The organism is Magnetospirillum fulvum, from assembly GCF_900108475.1.
Classification (GTDB): domain Bacteria; phylum Pseudomonadota; class Alphaproteobacteria; order Rhodospirillales; family Magnetospirillaceae; genus Phaeospirillum; species Phaeospirillum fulvum_A.
Window position 1 is genome coordinate 138,601 of the sequence record NZ_FNWO01000009.1, and the last position, 20,380, is coordinate 158,980.

18 protein-coding genes are annotated in these 20,380 nt (G+C 62.6%); 15 read left to right on the forward strand and 3 right to left on the reverse strand.

All coding sequences use genetic code 11. From position 1 onward, the window contains the following. Both BLW40_RS11680 and BLW40_RS11685 read left to right on the forward strand, forming a co-directional pair. Positions 1-2,529: a chemotaxis protein CheB gene (locus BLW40_RS11680; RefSeq protein ID WP_244511164.1), complete on the forward strand. Its 2,529-nt coding sequence runs from the start codon at positions 1-3 to the stop codon at positions 2,527-2,529. Positions 2,530-2,547: 18 nt separating this feature from the next. Next, positions 2,548-4,866 carry a response regulator gene (locus BLW40_RS11685; RefSeq protein ID WP_083386759.1) on the forward strand — a complete coding sequence of 773 codons (2,319 nt, stop codon included), beginning with the start codon at positions 2,548-2,550 and terminating at the stop codon, positions 4,864-4,866. 116 nt (positions 4,867-4,982) lie between these two features. Here BLW40_RS11685 and BLW40_RS11690 read toward each other — a convergent pair whose 3' ends face one another. Both BLW40_RS11690 and BLW40_RS11695 read right to left on the reverse strand, forming a co-directional pair. Continuing rightward, complete coding sequence (locus BLW40_RS11690) at positions 4,983-5,453, reverse strand: helix-turn-helix domain-containing protein (protein WP_074768739.1); 471 nt, start codon at positions 5,451-5,453, stop codon at positions 4,983-4,985. Between the two features lie 111 nt (positions 5,454-5,564). Next, positions 5,565-6,503, reverse strand: a complete 939-nt coding sequence (locus BLW40_RS11695) for a LysR family transcriptional regulator (protein WP_244511165.1) — start codon at positions 6,501-6,503, stop codon at positions 5,565-5,567. A gap of 170 nt (positions 6,504-6,673) precedes the next feature. On the opposite strand from BLW40_RS11695, the gene BLW40_RS11700 reads away from it, so the two are divergent. The 8 genes from BLW40_RS11700 to BLW40_RS11735 all read left to right on the forward strand — a co-directional run bounded on the left by BLW40_RS11700 (position 6,674) and on the right by BLW40_RS11735 (position 13,757). Next, positions 6,674-7,228 (forward strand): GNAT family N-acetyltransferase, encoded by a 555-nt coding sequence (locus BLW40_RS11700; protein ID WP_244511166.1) that lies wholly within the window; start codon positions 6,674-6,676, stop codon positions 7,226-7,228. Between the two features lie 7 nt (positions 7,229-7,235). Then, complete coding sequence (locus BLW40_RS11705; RefSeq protein ID WP_074768745.1) at positions 7,236-7,694, forward strand: ribbon-helix-helix domain-containing protein; 459 nt, start codon at positions 7,236-7,238, stop codon at positions 7,692-7,694. A 129-nt stretch (positions 7,695-7,823) separates the two neighbouring features. Continuing rightward, complete coding sequence (locus BLW40_RS11710) at positions 7,824-8,135, forward strand: hypothetical protein (protein ID WP_074768747.1); 312 nt, start codon at positions 7,824-7,826, stop codon at positions 8,133-8,135. A gap of 92 nt (positions 8,136-8,227) precedes the next feature. Then, entirely contained in the window at positions 8,228-10,612 is a 2,385-nt protein-coding gene (locus BLW40_RS11715; protein ID WP_074768749.1) for a methyl-accepting chemotaxis protein, read from the forward strand. Between the two features lie 92 nt (positions 10,613-10,704). Further along, positions 10,705-11,766, forward strand: coding sequence for a hypothetical protein (locus BLW40_RS11720; protein WP_244511167.1), 1,062 nt, complete (start codon positions 10,705-10,707; stop codon positions 11,764-11,766). Positions 11,767-11,808: 42 nt separating this feature from the next. After that, positions 11,809-12,315 (forward strand): MaoC family dehydratase, encoded by a 507-nt coding sequence (locus BLW40_RS11725; protein ID WP_074768753.1) that lies wholly within the window; start codon positions 11,809-11,811, stop codon positions 12,313-12,315. Positions 12,316-12,320: 5 nt separating this feature from the next. Then, complete coding sequence (locus tag BLW40_RS11730; RefSeq protein WP_170834571.1) at positions 12,321-12,893, forward strand: YqgE/AlgH family protein; 573 nt, start codon at positions 12,321-12,323, stop codon at positions 12,891-12,893. 258 nt (positions 12,894-13,151) lie between these two features. After that, the gene (locus BLW40_RS11735) at positions 13,152-13,757 is read left to right on the forward strand and encodes an acetate uptake transporter (RefSeq protein ID WP_074768757.1); all 606 of its coding nucleotides are present in this window, start codon (positions 13,152-13,154) and stop codon (positions 13,755-13,757) included. A gap of 304 nt (positions 13,758-14,061) precedes the next feature. Here the strand turns inward: BLW40_RS11735 and BLW40_RS11740 are convergent, their stop codons facing one another. Further along, positions 14,062-14,760 carry a class I SAM-dependent methyltransferase gene (locus BLW40_RS11740; protein ID WP_074768759.1) on the reverse strand — a complete coding sequence of 233 codons (699 nt, stop codon included), beginning with the start codon at positions 14,758-14,760 and terminating at the stop codon, positions 14,062-14,064. Positions 14,761-14,910: 150 nt separating this feature from the next. On the opposite strand from BLW40_RS11740, the gene fsa reads away from it, so the two are divergent. From fsa to BLW40_RS11765, 5 genes are all read left to right on the forward strand, one after another. Continuing rightward, positions 14,911-15,567, forward strand: coding sequence for a fructose-6-phosphate aldolase (gene fsa, locus BLW40_RS11745; RefSeq protein WP_074768761.1), 657 nt, complete (start codon positions 14,911-14,913; stop codon positions 15,565-15,567). Between the two features lie 64 nt (positions 15,568-15,631). Further along, a complete protein-coding gene (locus BLW40_RS11750; RefSeq protein WP_074768763.1) occupies positions 15,632-16,432 on the forward strand; it encodes a TOBE domain-containing protein in 801 nt (266 codons plus the stop codon). Between the two features lie 290 nt (positions 16,433-16,722). Then, on the forward strand, positions 16,723-17,028 hold the full coding sequence (locus BLW40_RS11755; protein WP_074768765.1) for an SCP2 sterol-binding domain-containing protein: 306 nt from the start codon (positions 16,723-16,725) through the stop codon (positions 17,026-17,028). Between the two features lie 325 nt (positions 17,029-17,353). Further along, complete coding sequence (locus BLW40_RS11760) at positions 17,354-18,625, forward strand: OmpP1/FadL family transporter (protein ID WP_074768767.1); 1,272 nt, start codon at positions 17,354-17,356, stop codon at positions 18,623-18,625. A 35-nt stretch (positions 18,626-18,660) separates the two neighbouring features. Further along, the gene (locus tag BLW40_RS11765; RefSeq protein ID WP_074768815.1) at positions 18,661-20,328 is read left to right on the forward strand and encodes a long-chain-fatty-acid--CoA ligase; all 1,668 of its coding nucleotides are present in this window, start codon (positions 18,661-18,663) and stop codon (positions 20,326-20,328) included. Positions 20,329-20,380 lie beyond the last annotated feature (52 nt).

Sequence of the window (20,380 nt, forward strand, 5' to 3'; positions counted from 1 at the left end):
GTGTCCGATTCTGCTCAGGGGCGTTTCACAATTGTCGGCATCGGGGCCTCGGCCGGTGGGTTGGAGGCGTTGGAGCGGTTTCTGCTGCCGATTCCGTCCGGGTGCGGACTGGCGTTCGTCGTCATCCAGCATCTGGACCCCGATCAATCCAGCGCGATCGTCTCCCTGTTGCAACGGGTCACCTCAATGGAGGTGGCCGAGGCAGAAGACGGAAAAACCGTGCGCCCCAATGCGGTCTATGTGATTCCGCGCAATCGCGATCTGTCGATCCGGGAGGGGCGATTGTGGTTGCTGCCCACCGCAATGCCGCACGCGCCGCGTCGGCCGGTCGATCATTTTTTTAGCGCCTTGGCCGAGGACCAGCGGGAATTTGCCATCGGCGTCGTCTTGTCGGGGATGGGGGCGGACGGCACCTTGGGATTGGGGGCGATCAAGGCGAGTGGTGGCCTGACCCTGGCGCAGTCGCCCGAGGAAGCGGGGTTCGACAGTATGCCGAAATCGGCGATCGAGGCCGGTTTCGTCGATATCGTGGCTCCGGCCAGTGCGTTGATAACGGAGATTCTCGACTGCCGACGCCGACCGGTCTCGGGTCTGGACGAGGAACAAAGTCGAAGCGCGCTCAACACGATCATCGCTCTGCTCAACGAGCGCTCCCGCCATGATTTTACTTTGTACAAAACCACGACCCTGTTTCGTCGTATCGAGCGAAGGGTCGCGTTGCACCGCCTCGATTCCCTGCCGGACTATGTCCGTTATCTGCACGAGAACCCCCGCGAGATTGATCTTCTGTTCAGGGAACTCCTGATCGGGGTCACCAATTTCTTCCGTGATCCGGCGGTGTGGGATGCGGTCAAGGCCCAGATTCTGGTGCCTCTGGTGACGTCCCATCCGCTCGGTCGGCCGATACGAGCCTGGGTACCGGCCTGCTCGACCGGAGAGGAGGCCTATTCTCTCGCCATCGTCTTTCGCGAGATTCTCGACGAGATTGTCCCCCCGGCGCGAAGCGTTTTGCAGATCTATGCCACCGATCTCAATGCCGAAGCGATCACCCAGGCTCGCCAGGGCGTGTTTCCCGCCAATATTGCCGAAGATGTCTCGCCGGAACGGCTGAACCGCTTCTTTTCCATTGATGCGCGTGGGTACCGGATCGCCAAGGATATCCGGGACATGGTGACCTTTGCCGAGCAGAACATCATCTCCGACCCGCCTTTTACCAAGCTCGACATTCTCAGTTGCCGCAATCTTCTGATCTATTTCGGCCCCGATCTGCAAAAGAGTCTGTTGCCGCTCTTTCATTTCGCCCTCAATCCGGACGGAGCCCTCATTCTGGGCAGTGCCGAGGCCATCGGCGATTTCACCCGTCTGTTCTCCCCCATTAACCAGAAGGCCAGATTGTTTCGTCGGATCAATCATCCGGTGCTGCGAAGCGCGATCCGCTTTCCCGGCAAGGCTGTTCCCATGCTGTCCAGTCAGCACGACGCCTCGATCGGCGAACGGGGCGGCGAGACGCTCCAGGGTATGATGGAGCGGATCTTGCTGAGCCGGTTTTGTCCGGCGGCGGTGCTGGTCGATAGCGATGGCGAAATTCTCTATTTCAGTGGGCGTACCGGGAGATATCTCGAACCGGCGGCTGGCAAAGCCAACCTCAACCTGCATGTCATGGCGCGCGACGGAATTCGTCTGCCCTTGATATCGGCCATCAAACGGGCGCTGCGTCAGGACGAGGCGGTCGTTCTCCCCGGTCTTACCTTCATGACCGAGGGCGGGATGAAGGCGGTGACCGTCACCGTTCAGAAAATGAACCGGCCGGAAAGCACGTTCGATCTGGCGTTGGTGGTCTTTAGCGATGTCGAGTGCGTCTCGGTTCCCCACAATATCTCGCGCAAGGCGGCGCGTTCGCGCGTGCACGACGCAATGAGCGACGAGTTGGCGCACACCCGGGCGGAACTCGATGTCACTCGCGCCGAAATGCAGGCGTCGCTGGAGGAATTGAAATCCGCCAATGAGGAACAGCAGGCCACCAACGAGGAGTTGCAGTCGGCGAACGAAGAGTTGATTACCTCGAAAGAGGAAATGCAGTCGATGAACGAAGAACTGCATAGCGTCAACGCCGAGATGCAATCAAAGGTCGAGAATCTTGTTTGTGTAAATAACGACATGAGCAATCTGTTAAATAGTACAGAAATTGCGATGGTGTTTCTTGATGGGGAGATGCGGATTCGCCGCTTCACGCCCTATGCAAATCAATTGTTTAAGCTGATTGACAGCGATTCCGGCCGCCCATTGTCGGATATCGTGACCGATCTTCGCTATCCGACCTTGACCGACGATGCGCGGGAGGTTCTGCGAACTCTGATCTTTATCGAAAAACAGGTTCCGACCCAAAATGGACGTTGGGTCAAGGTGCGCACCATTCCCTATCGCACCCAGGACAATGTGATCGACGGAGTTGCGATCACCTTTATCGACGTTACCGAGATCAAGGAGCTTCAGGACGAATTGAAACGTCTCAAGGGAGAGACTCTCTGACCCGAAAGGGGGCAGACCATGACCAGTTCCGCGAAACCACCGGGGCCTAACGAAATCCGTGCCCGTGCCGAGCAACGGGAGCGCGAGAGCCGGATCGAGGTGGGCGGGCACGACGAGTCGATCCGCCTGATCCATGAATTGCGCGTCCACCAAATCGAACTGGAAATGCAAAACGAAGCCCTCGCCCAGGCGCGGGTCGAGGCCGAGGAGAGTGCCGCCCGGTATGCGGCGCTCTACGATCATGCTCCGGTCGGCTATGTCACCATTGATGCGGCAGGGATCATCGTCCGCGCCAACCATGCCGCCCATACCCTTCTCGACATCGCGCCCCAACAGATCGGAACGCTTCAGTTCGCGGCCCTACTCATCAATGATTCGTTGCCGGATTTCATGCTCTTCATGGACGGAGTCCGCCATTATCCCGGCGAGGCAATCCACTCTCTGGAGGTTGGGTTGCGGCCGGTCAACGGGCGTCCCGGCTGTACCGCGATCCTGGAAGGACGGGGCGACCTCGGCAGTGGCGGCTGCAATCTGGCCCTGATCGACATCACCGAACGAAAACGCGATCAGAACGCCCTTAGCCGGGCCAAGGATCTGGCCGTGCGCGCCACCGAGGCTAAGTCCCGCTTTCTTTCGGCCGCCAGTCACGATCTGCGTCAACCGCTGCAAACGCTGGCCCTGATCAGCGGGGTGTTGCGGCAGATGTACCAGGATCCCAAGACCTTGGAGATGGTCGCCAACGTGGATTCCTCGCTGGCGACGATGGTGACGATGCTGAATTCCCTGCTCGATATCAATCAGATCGATGCCGGTATCGTCGTCGCCAAACGGGGCGCCGTCCCATTGTTTGCTTTGCTGAAACATTTGAAGCGTGAATTTGCCGCCGACGCGGCGGCCAGCAACAACATTTGGCGGGTCGTTCCTTGTACCCTTCGCGTCGATACCGATCCAAGGTTGCTTGATCAGATTCTGCGCAACCTGTTGTCGAACGCCTTCAAATATAGCCGTAACGGCAAGGTTCTGATGGGATGCCGCCGTTATGGCGAGATGGTGCGGATCGAGGTGTGGGATAACGGAATCGGTATCCCTCAGAGCCAGTTACAGGCGATCTTCGAAGAGTTTTATCAGGTCGATACCTCCGCCCGACACCGGACGCGCGGGCTTGGCCTGGGACTGGCGATCGCTCGGCGTCAGGCCGCGCTGCTGGGGCATCACATCCGGGTCCGCTCCAGTCTGGGGCGGGGGTCGGTGTTCTCGATCGACCTTCCGCTTGCCAGCGCGGGCGAAACACTGGCGATTTTATCCGTGGGCGCGGAAGGGCCGAGCGAATCGGTGCGGGGCAAGCGTGTCTTGATCGTCGAAGACGATGCGACGCTGAGTGCCATGCTGGAGCGTCTTTTCACTGCGGCAGACGCCGAGGTGACGTCGGTCGGAAACGGAGCGGCGGCGTTGGAGGCGGTTTCCCAGGGGATCGACCTGCTGGTGGTCGAGCATTCGATCGACGCGACGATGAACGGCCCAGACATCGTTGCCGCTTTGCGGGTCAAGGCGGCGGAGAGTCTGCCCGCGATCATCCTGACCGGGGACATTTCGCTCGAAACCCAGCGCAATTTGGCTACTTTGCCGAAATGCCTCCCGCTGACCAAGCCGACGACGGGAGCCGATCTGATCCGGGCGGCCGAGCGGTTGCTGACGTTGGTGCGGGTTCATCATCCGGCCAACACGGACGCGACCGATTCCCCGACGATTTCGGTGATAGACGACGACGCCCCCTTGCTCGGGGCGCTATCGACATGGCTGCAAGGCGAGGGATGGGCGACGGAGACATTTTCCAGTGCGGAGGAATTTCTTGAAAGCTCGCCCTCGGACGCCGGGGGGTGTCTGCTGATTGATGCCGTGATGCCGGGAATGAGCGGGCTTGAATTGCTTCGGGATCTACGTTTCAGAGGCGACGAGCGCCCGGCGATCGTGATGACGGGGCATGGCGACATGGCGATGGTTGTCGAGGCGATGAAGGCCGGGGCGGTTGATTTCATCGTCAAGCCGGTCGAGTCGGCGGAGGTTCGGCGGGCGATTGATCGGGCTCTGGCCCTCTCGCAAGAGGCGGGCAAAACCCGTTTGGAGCGGGGCGAGCCGACGAAGAGCATCGCCGGACTAACACCGCGGGAACGCCAGGTCCTTGATTTGCTGTTTACCGGACTGTCGAATAAGGTGATTGCCTATCAACTTAACGTCAGTCAGAGAACGGTGGAAAACCATCGCTCATCAATCATGCGAAAGGCTGGCTTAAAAAGCCTGATTGATGTTTACAAGCTTCTGTTTGAGAACAACAGATAGCTGTTCTGGCGATCTGTTGTGACGGCGTTGGTTCGTGACATCAGGTGCCAGAGAACCCCGCCCTGGGACCTGCACGGATCGGTTTCGATCCGTGCAGAGCAGTCGGGGAAACGTCTTTATTCTTCGTCGATATTGGCGGCGGCGAGGGCCTTGGCCAACTCGTACACCCGCTTGCGGACCTGCGGATCGGTGATGTTGTAGTAAGCCCGCACCAGTTCCAGAGTCTCGCGCTTGGTCATCGGATCGGCTTCGAAGGTTGCCGGTTCTTCCGACAGGCCGACCGAGCCTTTGATCACGTTGACCGGGCTCAGATTCTGAACCGCATCCGACATATCGTCGAAGAAATAGGACACCGGAACGTCGAGAACCCGCGCCAGATCGAACAGCCGCGAGGCTCCGATCCGGTTGGCGCCACGCTCGTATTTCTGAACCTGCTGGAACGTCAAACCAATAGCCTCGCCCAGCTTTTCCTGGCTCATCCCCAGCAGCGTGCGACGCAGGCGCATCCGGGCGCCGACGTGAACGTCAACGGGGTTAGGGGCTCCGCTCTCCAGGCGGCCCCGGGTCGAAACGTTCTTCTTAAGCAAAACAAATACCCCTAATCGAATGGATAGAACCAGGAAACATTGTAAACACCGGGGCCGCCGACGCAACTGTTTTTTGTATGCAATTGCATACCGGCGTATGCAGACCAGTGGTTAAATTTCCCGGTACCAGGACGAGGCCAGGAACATTGCCGCCATCAGGTCGTAAAGCTCGCGCACGGCGGGTTCGCGAAGCGTGTCTTCGTGTGAAACCAGCCACAACGACACGGCCATCGATGGCGCGTCAAGGTCGAGCTGAACCAAAGACGGCTCATAAAGCGTTGAATAATTAGGCAGAAGCGATACGCCGCCACCGCTTAGCAACGGTTGTTGCAGCTTTGGCGTCGTCGGCGCGATCAGAACCTCCTCGCCCCGCCCCTTGCGCGACGAGACCAGCGCGTTCCACCCGTCCAGACCGCGGATCGCGTGGTAGATGCCGATGTCGAGCAGGGGGTGATCGACCAGATCGTCGAAGTGGCTGAGCGGCGGCATCTGGTGCAGGAACGTCCGCGACGCCACCGGAACGAAATGCATCGTGCCGACCCGGCGCACCCGCACCGCTCCCTTCAGCCGGGGCAGATCGCCGGGCGAGGTGGCGATCACCGAGATATCGGCCTTGTCCGCGGCGGTGGTGAAGGCCAGATCGGGCAAGGTGGCGCGGATCATCGAGGGATCGAGCGGCAATTCCGCCTTTTTAAGGCCGAGAAGGGCAGGAATCAGCGTGTAGGTCAGCAATCCTTCGCTGGCCGAGACCGTCACCTTGGGCGTGGGGAAGGTCGACATCCCATGCAGCGCCCCTTCGAAATCCTCGGCGGCTTCCTGCATCCGAATTGCCCGTTCCAGCAGGGCGACCCCGGCCGGAGTGGGCGAGGCCCCCGAGCGGCGCCGGTTGAACAGCGGCCGTCCGATCGCCGCTTCGATCGCGGAAATCCTGCGGCTGACCGTGGTCTGGTCGAGGCCCAACTCGGCTGCGGCTCCGGCAAAGCTGCCGCGCGAAGCACAGGCGATGATCAGCCGGACATCATTCCAATCATGGAGGCGAAATGAACTCATGCACCCTTCGGGGGTCGGTGTGCGGTATTCAGTTTTCACGGCATACCACAGTGCGCCAGACCGTCGCAAGATAGCCCCTGTTGGATTTCTTGCATGGAGACGCAATCATGAGCGCCCTGCCCTTAAAAGATGCTTCCGAGCGTCATTCTCCTACGATAGAGATTCGGTTAGTGCGTACCCCTGACGAACACGCGATGGCGATGGCGATACGCGCGGCGGTCTTTCTCGCCGAAGAAGACAACATCACCTACTTCGACGAATTCAACGGAAACGATTATGTATCGACCCACTTGATCGCCTATGTCGATGGCGATCCGGCCGGGGTGATCCGTTTGCGCTGGTTCGCCGATTTCGCCCTGCTGGAGCGGGTCGGGATTCGGCGGCGCTATCGCTCCTATCAGGTGCTGGCCGGGTTGGCTCGCGCCGCGCTCGATCTGGCCCGGCAGAAGGGCTATCGCACCGTCGCCGGACGTGCCCGCAAGGAGACGGTTAATTTCTGGAAGCGCTTCGGCGGCCGTCAGTCGGGCGAGGCGATCGAGATGTATCGCGGGACTTTGGTTCCGATCATTCACGATCTGCCCCGTCGTCCTGATCTGGGAGCGATCGAGGCCGGGCCGTTCGGCGATCCCGAGTTTGAAAACTTGATCGTCCAGGCCGAGGGCTCGTGGGATTTCAGCCGGATCAAGTCCCGGCCGACGACCCACCACCTGTCCGCGGCGGAATAGGCCGGTGATGGGGTGGGATGAGTCTGCTGGGCTGGTTGCCGATATCAACATCCGCATCGAATTGCGCCGTCTGGCCGATCGGGCGATGGAGATGGACAACGGTCCCCTGATGGCGATCCTAGAGGTCGCCATCAGCAGCCTCGACGAACGGATCGCCGATCCGTCCAGTTATATCCGGCGGGACCATCCCCCGCAACGCCGGTCGGGTGGGCTGATCTGTCGCAACGTCCGCATCGACGGGCGGCGGACCAGCGTCAAGCTCGAGGCGGAATTCTGGCGGGCGCTCGATTTGCTGTCGTCTGAAAACGGGTGCAGTGTCGATGAATTGTGCCAGACGGCACGGCGCCGTCACCCCGATGGCGGGTTGACCTCGGCGGTCCGGGTGTTCGTGCTGGCCAGCCGCGACGGCGCTGCCGCACGGGGCGAGAGCCGAACCCGGCGGCAGACCGAGCCTGCCGAATCGTGATGGGACAGGGGGGCTGCCGACAGTCTCGTTCAGCCCCCCACCACGACGGAGTTCAGGTTGGCCTCTGCGGGACGATTCTGCCACTGTGGCCGGGATGAATGGGGGTCTCGGCAGAAGGGTTCCTTAGCGATGTTGGTTTTGGAGGCATCGACGCGGCGCAGCTTCCACGAAGCGGTGCATGATGTGGCCGAAGCAATCAATGCGGCGGGCGGATGGGTCGTGACCCATCAGTTCTTTTCGAACCGGCTGGCTTCGATTGCGTTTGAAATTCCGGCCAGCGCGCTTGGTGCGTTTGCCGCTTCCCTGGCCGATCTCGGGGTGACCCTGCATCAGCCGGTTCCCGACCGCGCGGCCGTTGCGGGGGAGATTGCCGCCCAACTCTCGATCACCTTCGTCCAAGATGGCCCCGATATCAGGCGGGAGGTTCCGGCATTCGGATGAGCCCCGCAATGCGGTGCGGGGGCGTCCCCTCACCGCTTGGGTTTAAAGCCGGGAAGGGATGACGTACCATTGCGTCCATGGTACCGCGCCGATTGATTCGCTGGATCAGGGCTCTTCCCATCGCTTGGCGCATTCCGCTGGTGGTGGCGCTCAACCTGTTCATCGCCCTGGCGGTGGGGGGGCTGGGCTGGCATGCCGCGATGGTGACCAGCGACGATATCGACGAATTACGGCTGGTCCAGCGCGGCACCGTTGCCCTCTCTGACATCAATGCCCATGCCAGCCGGGTGCAGGGGCTGGTGCGGCATTATCTCGCCAATCCCAGCGACGATCTGTTGAAGGAGGCGATGCGGGCGTCGGAGGAATTGTTCGTCCTGATGGGCGATGCGAATTCCTATCAGGTTCCGCAAGGCGACGATGCGGTGGCGATGCACGAGGCCGCGCGGCGCTTTGTCGCCGGGTTCCAAAGTCTGAAGATGGTCAATGCCGACATCGCCCGTCTGTATGAAAGCCAGATCCACCAGACGATTGGCGAGATTTCCGGCCTCTACGCGATTCTCAACTCGACCGCCCGGACCCGGGGCGGCGGTGAACTGGCCCCGGCGCTGGTCAAATCGCACGAGACGTTCGTCGGCACCCTGATCGCGATCAACGCTTTTTCTTTCGAGGGCAACCCGGACCGCGCCGACGAAGCCCGCGCCGGGCTGGAGCGGATGGTCGAATCGATCCCAGTGTTGACCCGAATCGCCGACAGCGATCTGCAACGCGACGCTTTGGCGATGCTGGCTTTGCGCGCCCGCGCCCTGTCCGTCGCGATCGACGAGGTCGCCCGCGATTACGCCGAGCGGGGACGGATCTTGTCCGAAGTGCTCGACCCCAGTCAGGTGACGATGTCGGCGGCGATCGAGCGTCTGATCGTCGCCAGCCGCGAGCGCGAGGACAATCTGCGTCGGCGATCGCACGATCAATTGACCCGAATGGCGGCGGTGGGGGCGGCGGGTGCGGTCGGGTTGCTGGTGCTGGGGGGATGGATCAGCGCGATGATCGGCCTGTCGATCCGCCGCCCGCTGCTCGATCTGCGCGCGGTGATGGAGGCCGGAGCCCAGGGCGATTGGAGCCGCGCGGTCGAAGACGGCGACCTTAACGACGAACTGGCGGCGATGGCGCGGACCGTCGAAGTGTTTCGCAGCCATGCCACCGAGAAACGTCGGTTGGAAAGCGAGCAGGCCGAGGCCGAATCCCGTGCCGAGGCGGCCAACCGCCGCACCCTGCACGACCTCCTCGCCCAGATGGAGGCGCACGATGCGTCGGGGTCGTTCGTTCCGCCGCTGACCGCCGATCCGGCGACCGAGGCCGCCGAGATCGCCGCCGTGTTCACCCGAATCCTGGCCAAGTTCCACGCCGCCACCGGGGAGCGCGACGCCCGGATCCGCGCCTTGACCGAGGCGGTGGAGGCGGCCCATGCCCTCGCCCAGGCCAGATCCGCCTTTTTCGTCGCCCTGTCCGCTCGTTTGCGCCCGACGCTGGAAAGCCTGGGCACGGCGGCTTGGCCGGTGCTCGACCGCCTGGACGCGGCGCTGGATTATTCCCGGCTCGACCAGGGCGAGACTCCGTCCACCCCCTGCATGGTCGATCTCGCCACCGTGATCGCCGCCGCGATCGCCTTTGCCCGTGCCGGAGCCGGTCGGATCGAGATCGAGGCCCGCATTGATCCCGGGTTGCCGCCGATGGTCCGGGTCGATCCGGTCTGGCTGGCCCGTCTGCTCGGTCTGCTGCTCGATCGTGCCGCCGCCGCCGCTACCGGACGGGTCCGTCTGTTCGCCGAGCGGGTGGGGGCAGAGGTCGGTCCCGGCCAGCCGCCCCGGTTGCGGCTGTGGGTGGTCGATGATGGCGCGGGAGAGGCCGGCTGGCTGGACGTCGTCCGCGCTCCGACCCCGGAATCCGATGCCGGGGCTTTGGGGCTGGCCCTGGCCCGTCTGCTGGTCGAACGGATGGGGGGCACGATCGACGGCGTGGCCGAACCGGGGCAGGGCAGCGCGGTGTGGTGCGTTCTGCCGCTCGATCCGGTGGCGGGGGAGGTGGCGGTCCGGCCCGATCCCGCCTGCCTGATCGGCAAACGGGTTCTGATCGTTGCCCCCGATCCCGACGAACGCGGTCTGCTCGCCCTGGTCACCGAGCAAGCGGGCGGCGCGGTGGTACGGGTTCCGGGGGGGCGCGAGGCCCTGGCGGCCTCGGCCCGGGCCACCGCCACCCGGGCTCCGTTCGATCTGGTCATTGCCGCTACCCAGGCGATCGACCCGGTCCAACTCGGTTCGCTCGGCACGGTCCCGCTGGTGCTGATCGACGACGGCGACCCGCACCGCCGTCTGGTCCTGTCCCAGGGGCCGGTTTGCCCCACTTTTATCGGCCGACCGCTTGATCGAGACCAAAGTCTCGCCGCCGCCGATGTTGCGGCGCGACAGGGTGCGACAAGTTGACATAACTCGATGTTTGACCAAGGTCAGTCAGGTATGTACCTTATCCGACCATTGGGTAGGGTATGGCGGCCATGCCAAAGGATGGTGGCGGCGTGACACGACCTTCAACCGTCCGCTTGGTTGATCCCCCTGGGCGCCTCGAAGCGGTTCATTTCATTAACGAAGCCCTCAAAGGCCCGACGGCGGCGATCTTTCGCGGTCTGGTGCCGGGCTTTACCTCGATCCGCCGCGACGATTTCTACGATACCGTGATGGACAGCACCGAGCTGTTGACCGGGTGTCTTCAGATTTTTCAGCTCCAGCGTACTCATTTCAGTTCGCTGCTGGTCGATGAGCGGGGCCGTCCGGTCAATGACGACCGCGTCCGGCTGCGCTGCGGACGATCGGTCCAGGACATCGTCGCGATGATCGTCCGTACTCATGCCAAGCGCCGGTTCCGTTCGGCTCTGGGCGGCGATCCCAACGATCCGGCCACCCGTTCGGGGCGGCTGTATCTGGCGATCCGCGATTACCTGCTGCATGATTGGCAAGTGCCGCTGGTACCGCATTACGCTCCGCTGCCGGTCGAAACGGTGCTGCGGTTGGGGCCGGGGCTGCTCGATCTGCGCGATCCCGAGGCGTTGCGCGCCCTGCTTCCATCCGTCCCGCCGCCTCTTGCCGCGTCTCTCGCCCCCGCTCCGTCTCCCATCGCCACCGTTCCCGTCGCTCCGTCCGTCGTCGCCGCGCTTTCCCCGCCGCCGCCCGCGCCGCCGCCGCTGGTTCGTCTCACCCCTGCCGGGGCTGGCCCGGCCCGGCCCTCCTCGCCGCAGGAGGAATTCTGGTGGGACTCCCTGACCGACCCGTCGGTCGCGCAGGTTCTCGGCAAACACTCGCCGAACGAATTGCGCGAATTGGTCGCCGCCCTGGCCGGGGTCAACGATACGGTCCGCTCCGAATTGTTTGCCGGTCTGTCGCTATCGACGTTCCAGGCGGCGGTGTGCCTGTCCACCGCCTTCCGGGTGTTGGGGCGTAACAGCTTCACCACTCTGTTCGGGCTGCCGGGCAAGCCCGCCGCGATCGCAACGATCGCCAAACGACTGCGCGAACGGGGGGCTGGCTCGCGTTGCGATCTTAAGACCTTGGCCCGGCTTACCGAGGCAGCGGTGAAAGTGTAGTCTGGGGCAGATCGTTTCTCCCGCCAGGAGCGCACCGCCGAGATGAGCTTTGCCACCCCCGCCGACAACCGCTATTTCGAGGATTACCTGCCGGGATCGGTCCATCGCTGCGGCGAGATCGCGGTCGAAGAGGACGAGGTGCTGGCCTTTGCCCGCCGCTTCGATCCCCAGAGCTTTCATGTCGATCCCGAGGCGGCAGCGCAGGGGCCGTTTGGCGGTCTGATCGCCAGTGGCTGGCACACCGCCGGGCTGATGATGCGGCTGCTGGCCGAGCATTATCTGAGTTCGGTTGCCAGCCTCGCCTCGCCCGGAATCGATCATTTGCGCTGGCTGCGCCCGGTGCGGCCGGGCGATGACCTAGCGGTGACGGTGACGGTGCTGGAGGCGGTGGCTTCGCGCTCGAAGCCCGATCGCGGCATCGTCACGTCGGCGATCGAGGTGGTCAACCAGCATGGCGAACCGGTGATGACGATGAAAGCGGTCAACATGATCATGCGCCGTCCAACCGAGCAGCGGGACTTGCTTTCCGCTGCCGGGCAGAATATGTGAATCGAATGAGCCAGACGATGACGACCGGCTATCTGGCCGGACAATTGCTGATCGCGATGCCCCAGATGTCCGATCCGCGCTTCGCGCGGACGGTGGTCTATTTGTGCGCCCATAATGCCGAGGGGGCGATGGGGCTGGTGGTCAACCGGGCCTTGGGCGGGCTGACCTTTCCGCAATTGTTGGAGCAGCTTGAGATTCCCTCGACCAGCGAGTGCGAGGCGATCCGTATCCTGTTCGGCGGTCCGGTCGAGGTCGGGCGCGGCTTTGTGCTTCATTCCGACGATTACCTGCACGACAACACGATGCGGGTGGCCGAGGGGGTGGCGCTGACCGCGACCGTCGATGTCCTGCGCGCGATCGCCGAGGGCAACGGCCCCAGCCGGATGCTGCTGGCGCTCGGCTATGCCGGGTGGGGGTCGGGGCAACTCGACAACGAGATTCGTGATAATGCCTGGTTGATCGCGCCGTCCGATCCCGACCTGCTGTTCGCGCCCGATCTCGAACGCAAATACGAGCAGGCGATCCACAAATTGGGGATCGATGTCGGCCTGTTGTCGGGCGAAGCCGGTCACGCTTAACGGCAATCGCGCCGCCCCATCCCCTTATCTTCGCAATCCAGCTATGCAAAATTGTGTGGCGGGTCGCGTGGAATGAGCGTTTCTCGGGAACGATCCTCGCCTGTATCTCTGTTTCGCCGCAATAAAATGATAAAAATGGCGGGGAATCAGGGGGGATCGATCCGGCATGGTCTGGAACCAATCCGTTCGCCGTCATTCTGCGTCATGCGGGCTGCAACATGCCCATCCATGTGGGCCATGAATAATGAAAGGCGAACAATGTCTCATATTTCGGCCGTAGCGACCGATCAGAAAACGGGGGGCGCCGCCGCGCCGAAGCTTGGCAATCCGGCTGTGGTCGGGTTGGCCGGGTTCGGTCTGACGACGATGATGCTTCAGTTCCACAATATCGGCTGGGCGGGGATCGGCCCGGTGATCTGGCTGGGACTGGTGTTCGGTGGGATGGCCCAGCTGATCGCCGGGTTGCAGGAGCAGAAGACCGGCAACAATTTCGGCTATGTCGCGTTTACCTCCTTTGGCTGTTTCTGGATTTCCCTGGCGGCGATGCTGATCGGCAACAAGTTCGATCTGTTCCCGTCCTCGACCACCGATATCGGCTGGTTCCTGGTTGCCTGGACCCTGTTCACCTCGATTCTGTGGGTGGGCTCGCTGAAGATCAGCAAGGCGATGGCCGGGTGCTTCACCACCCTGCTGATCGGCTTCATTCTGCTTGATCTCGCCCATTTCGGGTTCCCGCAGATGACCGTCGTCGCGGGCTGGGTCCTGTTGGTGTGCGCCGGTCTGGCCTGGTACATGATGGCCGCGATCGTGCTGGGCGAATTGTTCGGCCGCACCGTTCTGCCGGTCGGCAAGCCGGTTCTGTAAGGCAAGAACGGGTTTAGTCTCCCGTGAAAAAGTCCCTCGCTGTCGCTCGGTGTACTTTTTCCCGTTGGATTAAAAGGAGAAAAATGGGCTAGGGGCGGCCCAGCGCCCATTTTTCGTGTTGTCTGTTTCACCAGCCTCCGAAGCCGTGGGCGTCGCCCATCGGCCTCGGAGGGAACCAAATCCATCCCCGCGCGGAAAGCTTGATTGAGCACGGGGATTCTTTTTGAACCGGGGAAAAGTACACTGAGGCCAAAGGCCGAAGGACTTTTTCACGACCGACGGGTGTAAGGGGATGGCCGTCCGGCTATCCCCGATCCCCGCAGATCACCACGAAGCTGACATTCTTGTAGCGGCACTCGACCGCGCCCAGGCCCGCCTCGCGCAGCCAGTCGAGTTGCGGCGCAAGCGGGGTGCGACGGTCGAAGCTCTGTCGCTCGATCGCGGCGGCGAGGTCTTCCGGGCTGGTGCCCGCGGCGACGACCCGGTCGCGCCAATGCTGCCAATAGCGCGCCTCCATTGCCGCGTCGTCGCCCGCGACCTGATCGGCATTGACGAACCGGCCGCCCGGTTTCAGCGCGCGGGCGCAGGCGGCATACAGGCGGCGTTTGCCCTCGTCTTCAAGATGATGGATCGACAAGGCCGACATCACGACGTCATAGGCCCCGACCTCGGCGAGGGCGAGGTGATCCATTGCCCGGAACCGGACCGTCAACGGACTGTCGGCAAAGCGCGCCCGCGCCTGGTCCAACATCCCCTCCGACAGGTCGGTCAGGGTGAAATCGGCATCGGGGCGGGCGTCGGCCACCAGCGCGGTCAGCAGGCCGGTGCCTGCGCCAAGGTCGAGGATGCGGGCTCCGGGTGGAGCCGCCTCGGTCACCAACGCGATCGCGGTGGCGTAGAATTCGTCGAAGCAGGGAATCAGTCGCCGCCGTCCGGCATCGTAGGAGGCCGCCGCGCGGTCGAACGCCGCGCCGATTCCAAGATGCCGTTCTGTCGTGCCCATGCCTTCTGTCGTCCTGTGCCGTCGCTCGGGGGAGTGGGGCGGAAAGGGTGACTCCGCCCAGGCGGCGCTGGCAAGAGCTTTCGGGGAGGACAGCGTGGGCAAAGCGGGGTAGGGTGACCGCCGCGTTCCCGCCACGAAAGGAAGCTCGCCGTGAAGTTCTTCGTCGATACCGCCGATGTCCAGGAAATCCGCGATCTTGCCGCGACCGGGCTGGTTGACGGCGTCACCACCAATCCGACCCTGATCGCCAAGAGCGGGCGACGGATTCTCGACGTGATCGCCGAGATTTGCGACATCGTCCCCGGCCCGATTTCGGCCGAGGTTGCCGCCACCGATTACGAAACGATGCTGGCCGAGGGCCGCAAGCTGGCGGCGCTGCGCCCCAACGTCGCGGTCAAGGTGCCGCTGACGATGCCGGGCCTTAGGACCTGTAAGGCGCTTGCCGACGACGGAATCAAGGTCAACGTCACCCTGTGCTTCTCGGCCAATCAGGCGATTCTGGCGGCGAAGGCCGGGGCATCGTTCGTGTCGCCCTTCGTCGGTCGTCTCGACGATGTCGGACAGGATGGGATGGAGTTGATCGGCGATATCGTCTCGATCTTCGACAATTACCCGCTGTTCCGCACCGAGGTGCTGGCCGCCTCGATCCGCCATCCGATGCATGTCACCGAGGCGGCGCGTCTGGGCGCCCATGTCGTCACCATGCCGCCCGCGGTGCTGCGCCAGATGGTCCAGCATCCGCTGACCGACAAGGGGCTGGCCACCTTCATGGCCGACTGGCAGAAGACCGGCCAGTCGATTTTGTAGTCTTGCGCTTTGCGCGCCGCCCCCATCGTCATATACTCGTGCAATATGACGATGGGGGCGGCGTGTGGATGGCAACGGCGACAGAGTCGAAGCGATAGTGGCGTTGCGCGGGTCGGGCCGCGGCGCGGTCGGACGCGAGCGCATCCGCCTGCTTGAGCAGGTGGCCCGGCACGGCAGCATCTCGAAGGCGGCCCAGTCGGTCGGCATCAGCTATAAAGGGGCGTGGGAAGCGTTGAACGCGGTCAACAATCTGTTGCCGCGTCCGGCGGTCGCCGCCCAGGCCGGGGGGCGTCGCGGCGGCGGTGCAATCGTCACCGAAGACGGCTTGGCTCTGATCGCCGCTTTTCATCAGATGGAAGAGCAGTTGGAGCGCGTCGCCGCTCTGTTCTCCCAGGGCGGAGACACGTTGGACGCCCCGGCCTTGCTGCGCCGTCTGGGGCTGCGGACCACCGCCCGCAACGCGTTTCGCTGTCGGGTCGAGGAAATCCGTCTGGGCGGGGTCAATGCCGAAATCGGGCTGCGTCTGACCGAGCACGCGACCCTGACCGCCCTGATTACCGTCGAAAGCCTGCGCGATCTCGATATCCGGCTGGGCCAGGACGTCACCGCCCTGGTGACGTCGAGCTTCGTGCTGTTGGCCGACGGTGTGAGCGAACCGCAGGCGAGCACCCGCAACCGGCTGGCCGGAATTGTGTCGCGCCGTGCCGATGGTCCGGTCAGCAGCGAGATCTGTCTTGATATCGGCGGCGGCAAAACCATCGCCGCCACCGTGACCCGCGAGTCCGCCGAGGCGATGGGGCTCACTCCCGGACGCCCGGCCTGGGCTCTGTTCAAGGCGTCGCACGTCATTCTCGCCATCGACTGAGTCAGGCGGCGGAAAAAGCCGTATCAGCCCTTAGGCATATCCCCGATTCGTAACAATAGTTACGTATGCGTAACCAGGATTTAATTCTGGGAACGCCCGGCCTTCGTTGGCCCATCTCGCAAAATATAATATTGATATTTATCGGTTTAATCGTCCCGAGGCGCGGTCGGGGCGACGCGGCTCAATAGGATTTTGGTCAGCCTTGTCGTCGTCGAACAGGCTTTACTTTAGGGTTACGTTTACGTAAACGTAAACACAGAAAAATCCAAAGCGCAGGGAGCAAGTCTCAAATGTCCGACGTCGAAGATCGCTTGCGGGATGTGTTGCCCCGTCTCAATCGTCTGGGGGCGGTGGTGCGGTTCGATCTGGGGGGAGACGGCTGTTGGGTGGTCGATGCCCGCTCGCCCCACCCGACCTTGAGCGAAGGGGAGAGCGACGACGAGATCGACGCCGCCTGCACCATTCGGCTGTCGGCCGACAATCTGTTCAAGCTGATGGACGGGCGGATGGACCCAATGCTGGGCTATACCCTGGGCAAACTGAAGGTGACCGGGTCGATGGGGGTCGCGATGAAATTGGTCGGCGCGATCGGTTAAGCCTTGTCCCAGGTGAGGCCGGGGCAGCGGACCGCGCGGTCGGCCGCGCGCTATATCTACTGTTCCGGCCCGACCTGACCCGGCCGCTTGTCGCATCCAGTGGGCGATTTTGCGGTGGGGCTACGCAGCGAAAGTGTGGTGTCCGGGCCGGAGCCGTGCCTTCGGCCATCTGTTCCAAACGGTAATAAAACGGGAACATTCCAGGCGATGGGGCGTAGGCCATGCCTTACGTTTACGTAAACGTAAAGCTCTTGACGTTATAAGGGGAGACGGTTAGCTTTACGGCAAGGGCGACGTTAAGATCGCTCCGGGAGGAAAACACACCATGTCTCACTTGATTCGCCGCAAGGCGTGTATGGGGTTGCTTGGCCTGGTTTCAGCGCTGGCGGTTTCCGCCGACGTCCAGGCCGCGGGGTTCGCGCTGCGTGAGCAGAGCGCTGAAGGGTTGGGAAATGCGTATGCCGGCTCAACCGCCAAGGCATATGATCTCAGCACGATTTTTTATAATCCGGCGGGGATGACCCGGCTGGAGGGGTCGCAGGTCGCCGGTTCGACCACCTACATCATGCCGACCGCGGTGTTCAACGGTCAGGCCAGTTTGCGGAACAGTTCGGTGCGGGGCAGCACCGGCGACGACGCGATCATGGATGCGGCGGTGGGGTCGGTCTATGCGATGTGGGATGTCGAGCCCGACCTCAAGGTCGGGCTGGCGGTGACCGCGCCGTATGGTCTGCGCTCGCATTACGAGCCGAATTGGGTCGGGCGCTATCACGCCCTGCAAAGCAACATCACCAATATCAACGCCAATCCATCGGTCGCCTATCGCATCACCCAGAATCTGTCGATCGGGGCGGGCGTTCAGTTGGATTACACCAAGGTGACGCTGTCGCAGGCGATTAATTTCGGGGCCACCGATGGCAAATCGACGGTCCAGGGCGACGATATCGGTTATGGCGCTAATGCCGGTTTGTTGTGGGAATTCAGTCCGACATCCCGGGTCGGCCTTAATTACCGCTCGCAGATCGAACATAACATTTCGGGCAAGGCCCGGTTCGAAGGGGTTCCGAACGGGGTTCCGGGACCGGCCCGTTTCGCCAACGATAGCGCTTCGGCCAATCTGACCACCCCGGATACGGTGTCGATCGGTCTTTATCACGAGCTGTCGCCGCAATGGGCGGTGATGAGCGACGTGCAATGGACCCGCTGGTCCAGCTTCAAGGAATTGCGGATCAAGTACGGCAACGGCCGCAACGATACGGTTGTTGACGAAAGCTGGCACGACACTTGGTTCCTGTCGCTGGGGGCGACCTACTCGACCGAGCAGGCGGGCAAGTTCCATGTCGGCGTCGCCTACGACCAGTCGGCAACCGACGATGCCCACCGTACCGCTCGGGTTCCCGACTCGAACCGCTACTGGGTTTCGGCTGGATATTCCTACGATCTGACCGACAGCAACCAGTTCAACATCGGTTATTCCCACCTGTTCGCCGACAAGGTGTCCCTCAACGAAGTCGGGACATCCGATACCGGCACCGTAACAGGTGAATACGCGTCCTACGTCGATATCGTCAGCACAAGTCTGTCGATGAAATTCTAGGCTTTGGCCGGAAGGGGTAAGGGATCGTGAACACAATCTTGACGCAGGCTCCGACCACGATCCCGACCTCTCCGGTCGCAGCTTTGCTGGATCGGGCGGTGGAGCGGTTCGCCGGTCAACCGGCGATCGACTTCCTGGGGCGGCGGACGACCTATGCCGAACTGGGCGATCTGGTCGATCGGGCCGCGCGGGGGTTCCAGCATCTTGGCGTGAAGAAAGGGGTGCGGGTCGGTCTGTGCCTGCCCAACACTCCCTATTTCGTCATCTGTTACTTCGCGGTGCTGAAAATCGGCGGCATCGTCGTCAATTACAATCCGCTCTATGTCGAGCGGGAACTGAAGCATCAGATCGAGGATTCGGGCACCACCATCATGGTGACCCTCGATCTGAAACAGATTTACCCCAAGGTCGCCGCGATGCTGGACGAGACCTGCCTGGAACGGGTGGTGGTCTGTCCGATGAGCGGCATCCTGCCCTCGGTTAAAAGCGTGTTGTTCTCGGTGTTGCGGCGGTCGGAAATGGCCGTCGTTCCCGAGGATCTCCGCCACGTCCCCTATGCCCGGCTGATCGCCAACGATGGCAAGCCCAAGCCGGTGACGATTGTCCCCGAGACCGACGTCGCGGTGCTGCAATATACCGGCGGCACCACCGGGGTTCCCAAGGGGGCGATGCTGACCCATGCCAACCTGACCGCCAATGCCGAGCAATTGCGGCAATGGGTGCCGATGATCCAGGCCGGTCAGGAACGGATGTTGGGGGTTTTGCCGCTGTTCCACGTCTTTGCGATGACGGTGGTAATGAATCTCGGCATCAATTTCGGCTGCGAGCTGATCTTGCTGCCGCGCTTCGACCTCGAACAGGTGCTGAAGCTGATCGCCAAGAAAAAGCCGACCTTCTTTCCCGGCGTGCCGACGATCTATACCGCGATCAACGGTGCTGCGGCCAAGGGCGGCCATGACCTGTCGTCGATCCGGATCTGCATCTCGGGCGGCGCGCCGCTGCCGGTCGAGGTGGCGACCCGGTTCGAGCAACTGACCGGCTGCCGGGTGGTCGAGGGCTATGGCCTGTCGGAGACCTCGCCGGTGGTGACCTGCAATCCGTTGACCGGCGAAGCCCGGACCGGCTCGATCGGCAAGACCCTGCCCGGCACGGTGATCGAGGTGCGCTCGCCCGCCGATCCCGAAACGATCCTGGCACCGGGGGAACGCGGCGAAATCTGCGTCCGTGGGCCGCAGGTGATGTCGGGCTATTGGAACCGCCCCGAAGACAGCGCCCAGGTCTTCGTTGACGGCGCGCTTAGGACCGGGGACATCGGCTATGTCGATGAGGACGGCTTTTACTACCTCGTCGATCGGATCAAGGACGTCATCATCTGCGGCGGCTTCAATGTCTATCCCCGCGTGATCGAGGAAGTCCTCTACCAGCATCCGGCGGTGGCCGAAGTGGTGGTGATCGGCATTCCCGATCCCTATCGCGGTCAGGCTCCCAAGGCGTTCGTCCGCCTGCGCGAAGGGGCCGACGCGACGCCCGAGGATTTGAGAACCTTCCTGAGCGGGCAGATTTCCCGGATCGAGATGCCGAAAAGCATCGAATTCCGCGACGAATTGCCCAAGACGATGATCGGCAAGCTGTCGAAGCGAGAGCTGGTGGCCGAAGAAAAAGCGCGCGCCGACCGGGCCGCCTCGCGGCAGGACGCCGTCTGATCCGATAGAGAAAGTCTGGAAGATGGCTATGACCATGTCGGCAAACCATGCT

Coding starts and splice junctions, on each gene's coding strand:
- BLW40_RS11730 (WP_170834571.1), top strand. CDS start 12,321: ATGAGCCAGACGATGACGACCGGCTATCTGGCCGGACAATTGCTGATC.
- BLW40_RS11710 (WP_074768747.1), top strand. CDS start 7,824: ATGTTGGTTTTGGAGGCATCGACGCGGCGCAGCTTCCACGAAGCGGTG.
- BLW40_RS11740 (WP_074768759.1), bottom strand. CDS start 14,760: ATGGGCACGACAGAACGGCATCTTGGAATCGGCGCGGCGTTCGACCGC.
- BLW40_RS11705 (WP_074768745.1), top strand. CDS start 7,236: ATGGGGTGGGATGAGTCTGCTGGGCTGGTTGCCGATATCAACATCCGC.
- BLW40_RS11685 (WP_083386759.1), top strand. CDS start 2,548: ATGACCAGTTCCGCGAAACCACCGGGGCCTAACGAAATCCGTGCCCGT.
- BLW40_RS11755 (WP_074768765.1), top strand. CDS start 16,723: ATGTCCGACGTCGAAGATCGCTTGCGGGATGTGTTGCCCCGTCTCAAT.
- BLW40_RS11760 (WP_074768767.1), top strand. CDS start 17,354: ATGTCTCACTTGATTCGCCGCAAGGCGTGTATGGGGTTGCTTGGCCTG.
- BLW40_RS11725 (WP_074768753.1), top strand. CDS start 11,809: ATGAGCTTTGCCACCCCCGCCGACAACCGCTATTTCGAGGATTACCTG.
- BLW40_RS11735 (WP_074768757.1), top strand. CDS start 13,152: ATGTCTCATATTTCGGCCGTAGCGACCGATCAGAAAACGGGGGGCGCC.
- BLW40_RS11695 (WP_244511165.1), bottom strand. CDS start 6,503: ATGAGTTCATTTCGCCTCCATGATTGGAATGATGTCCGGCTGATCATC.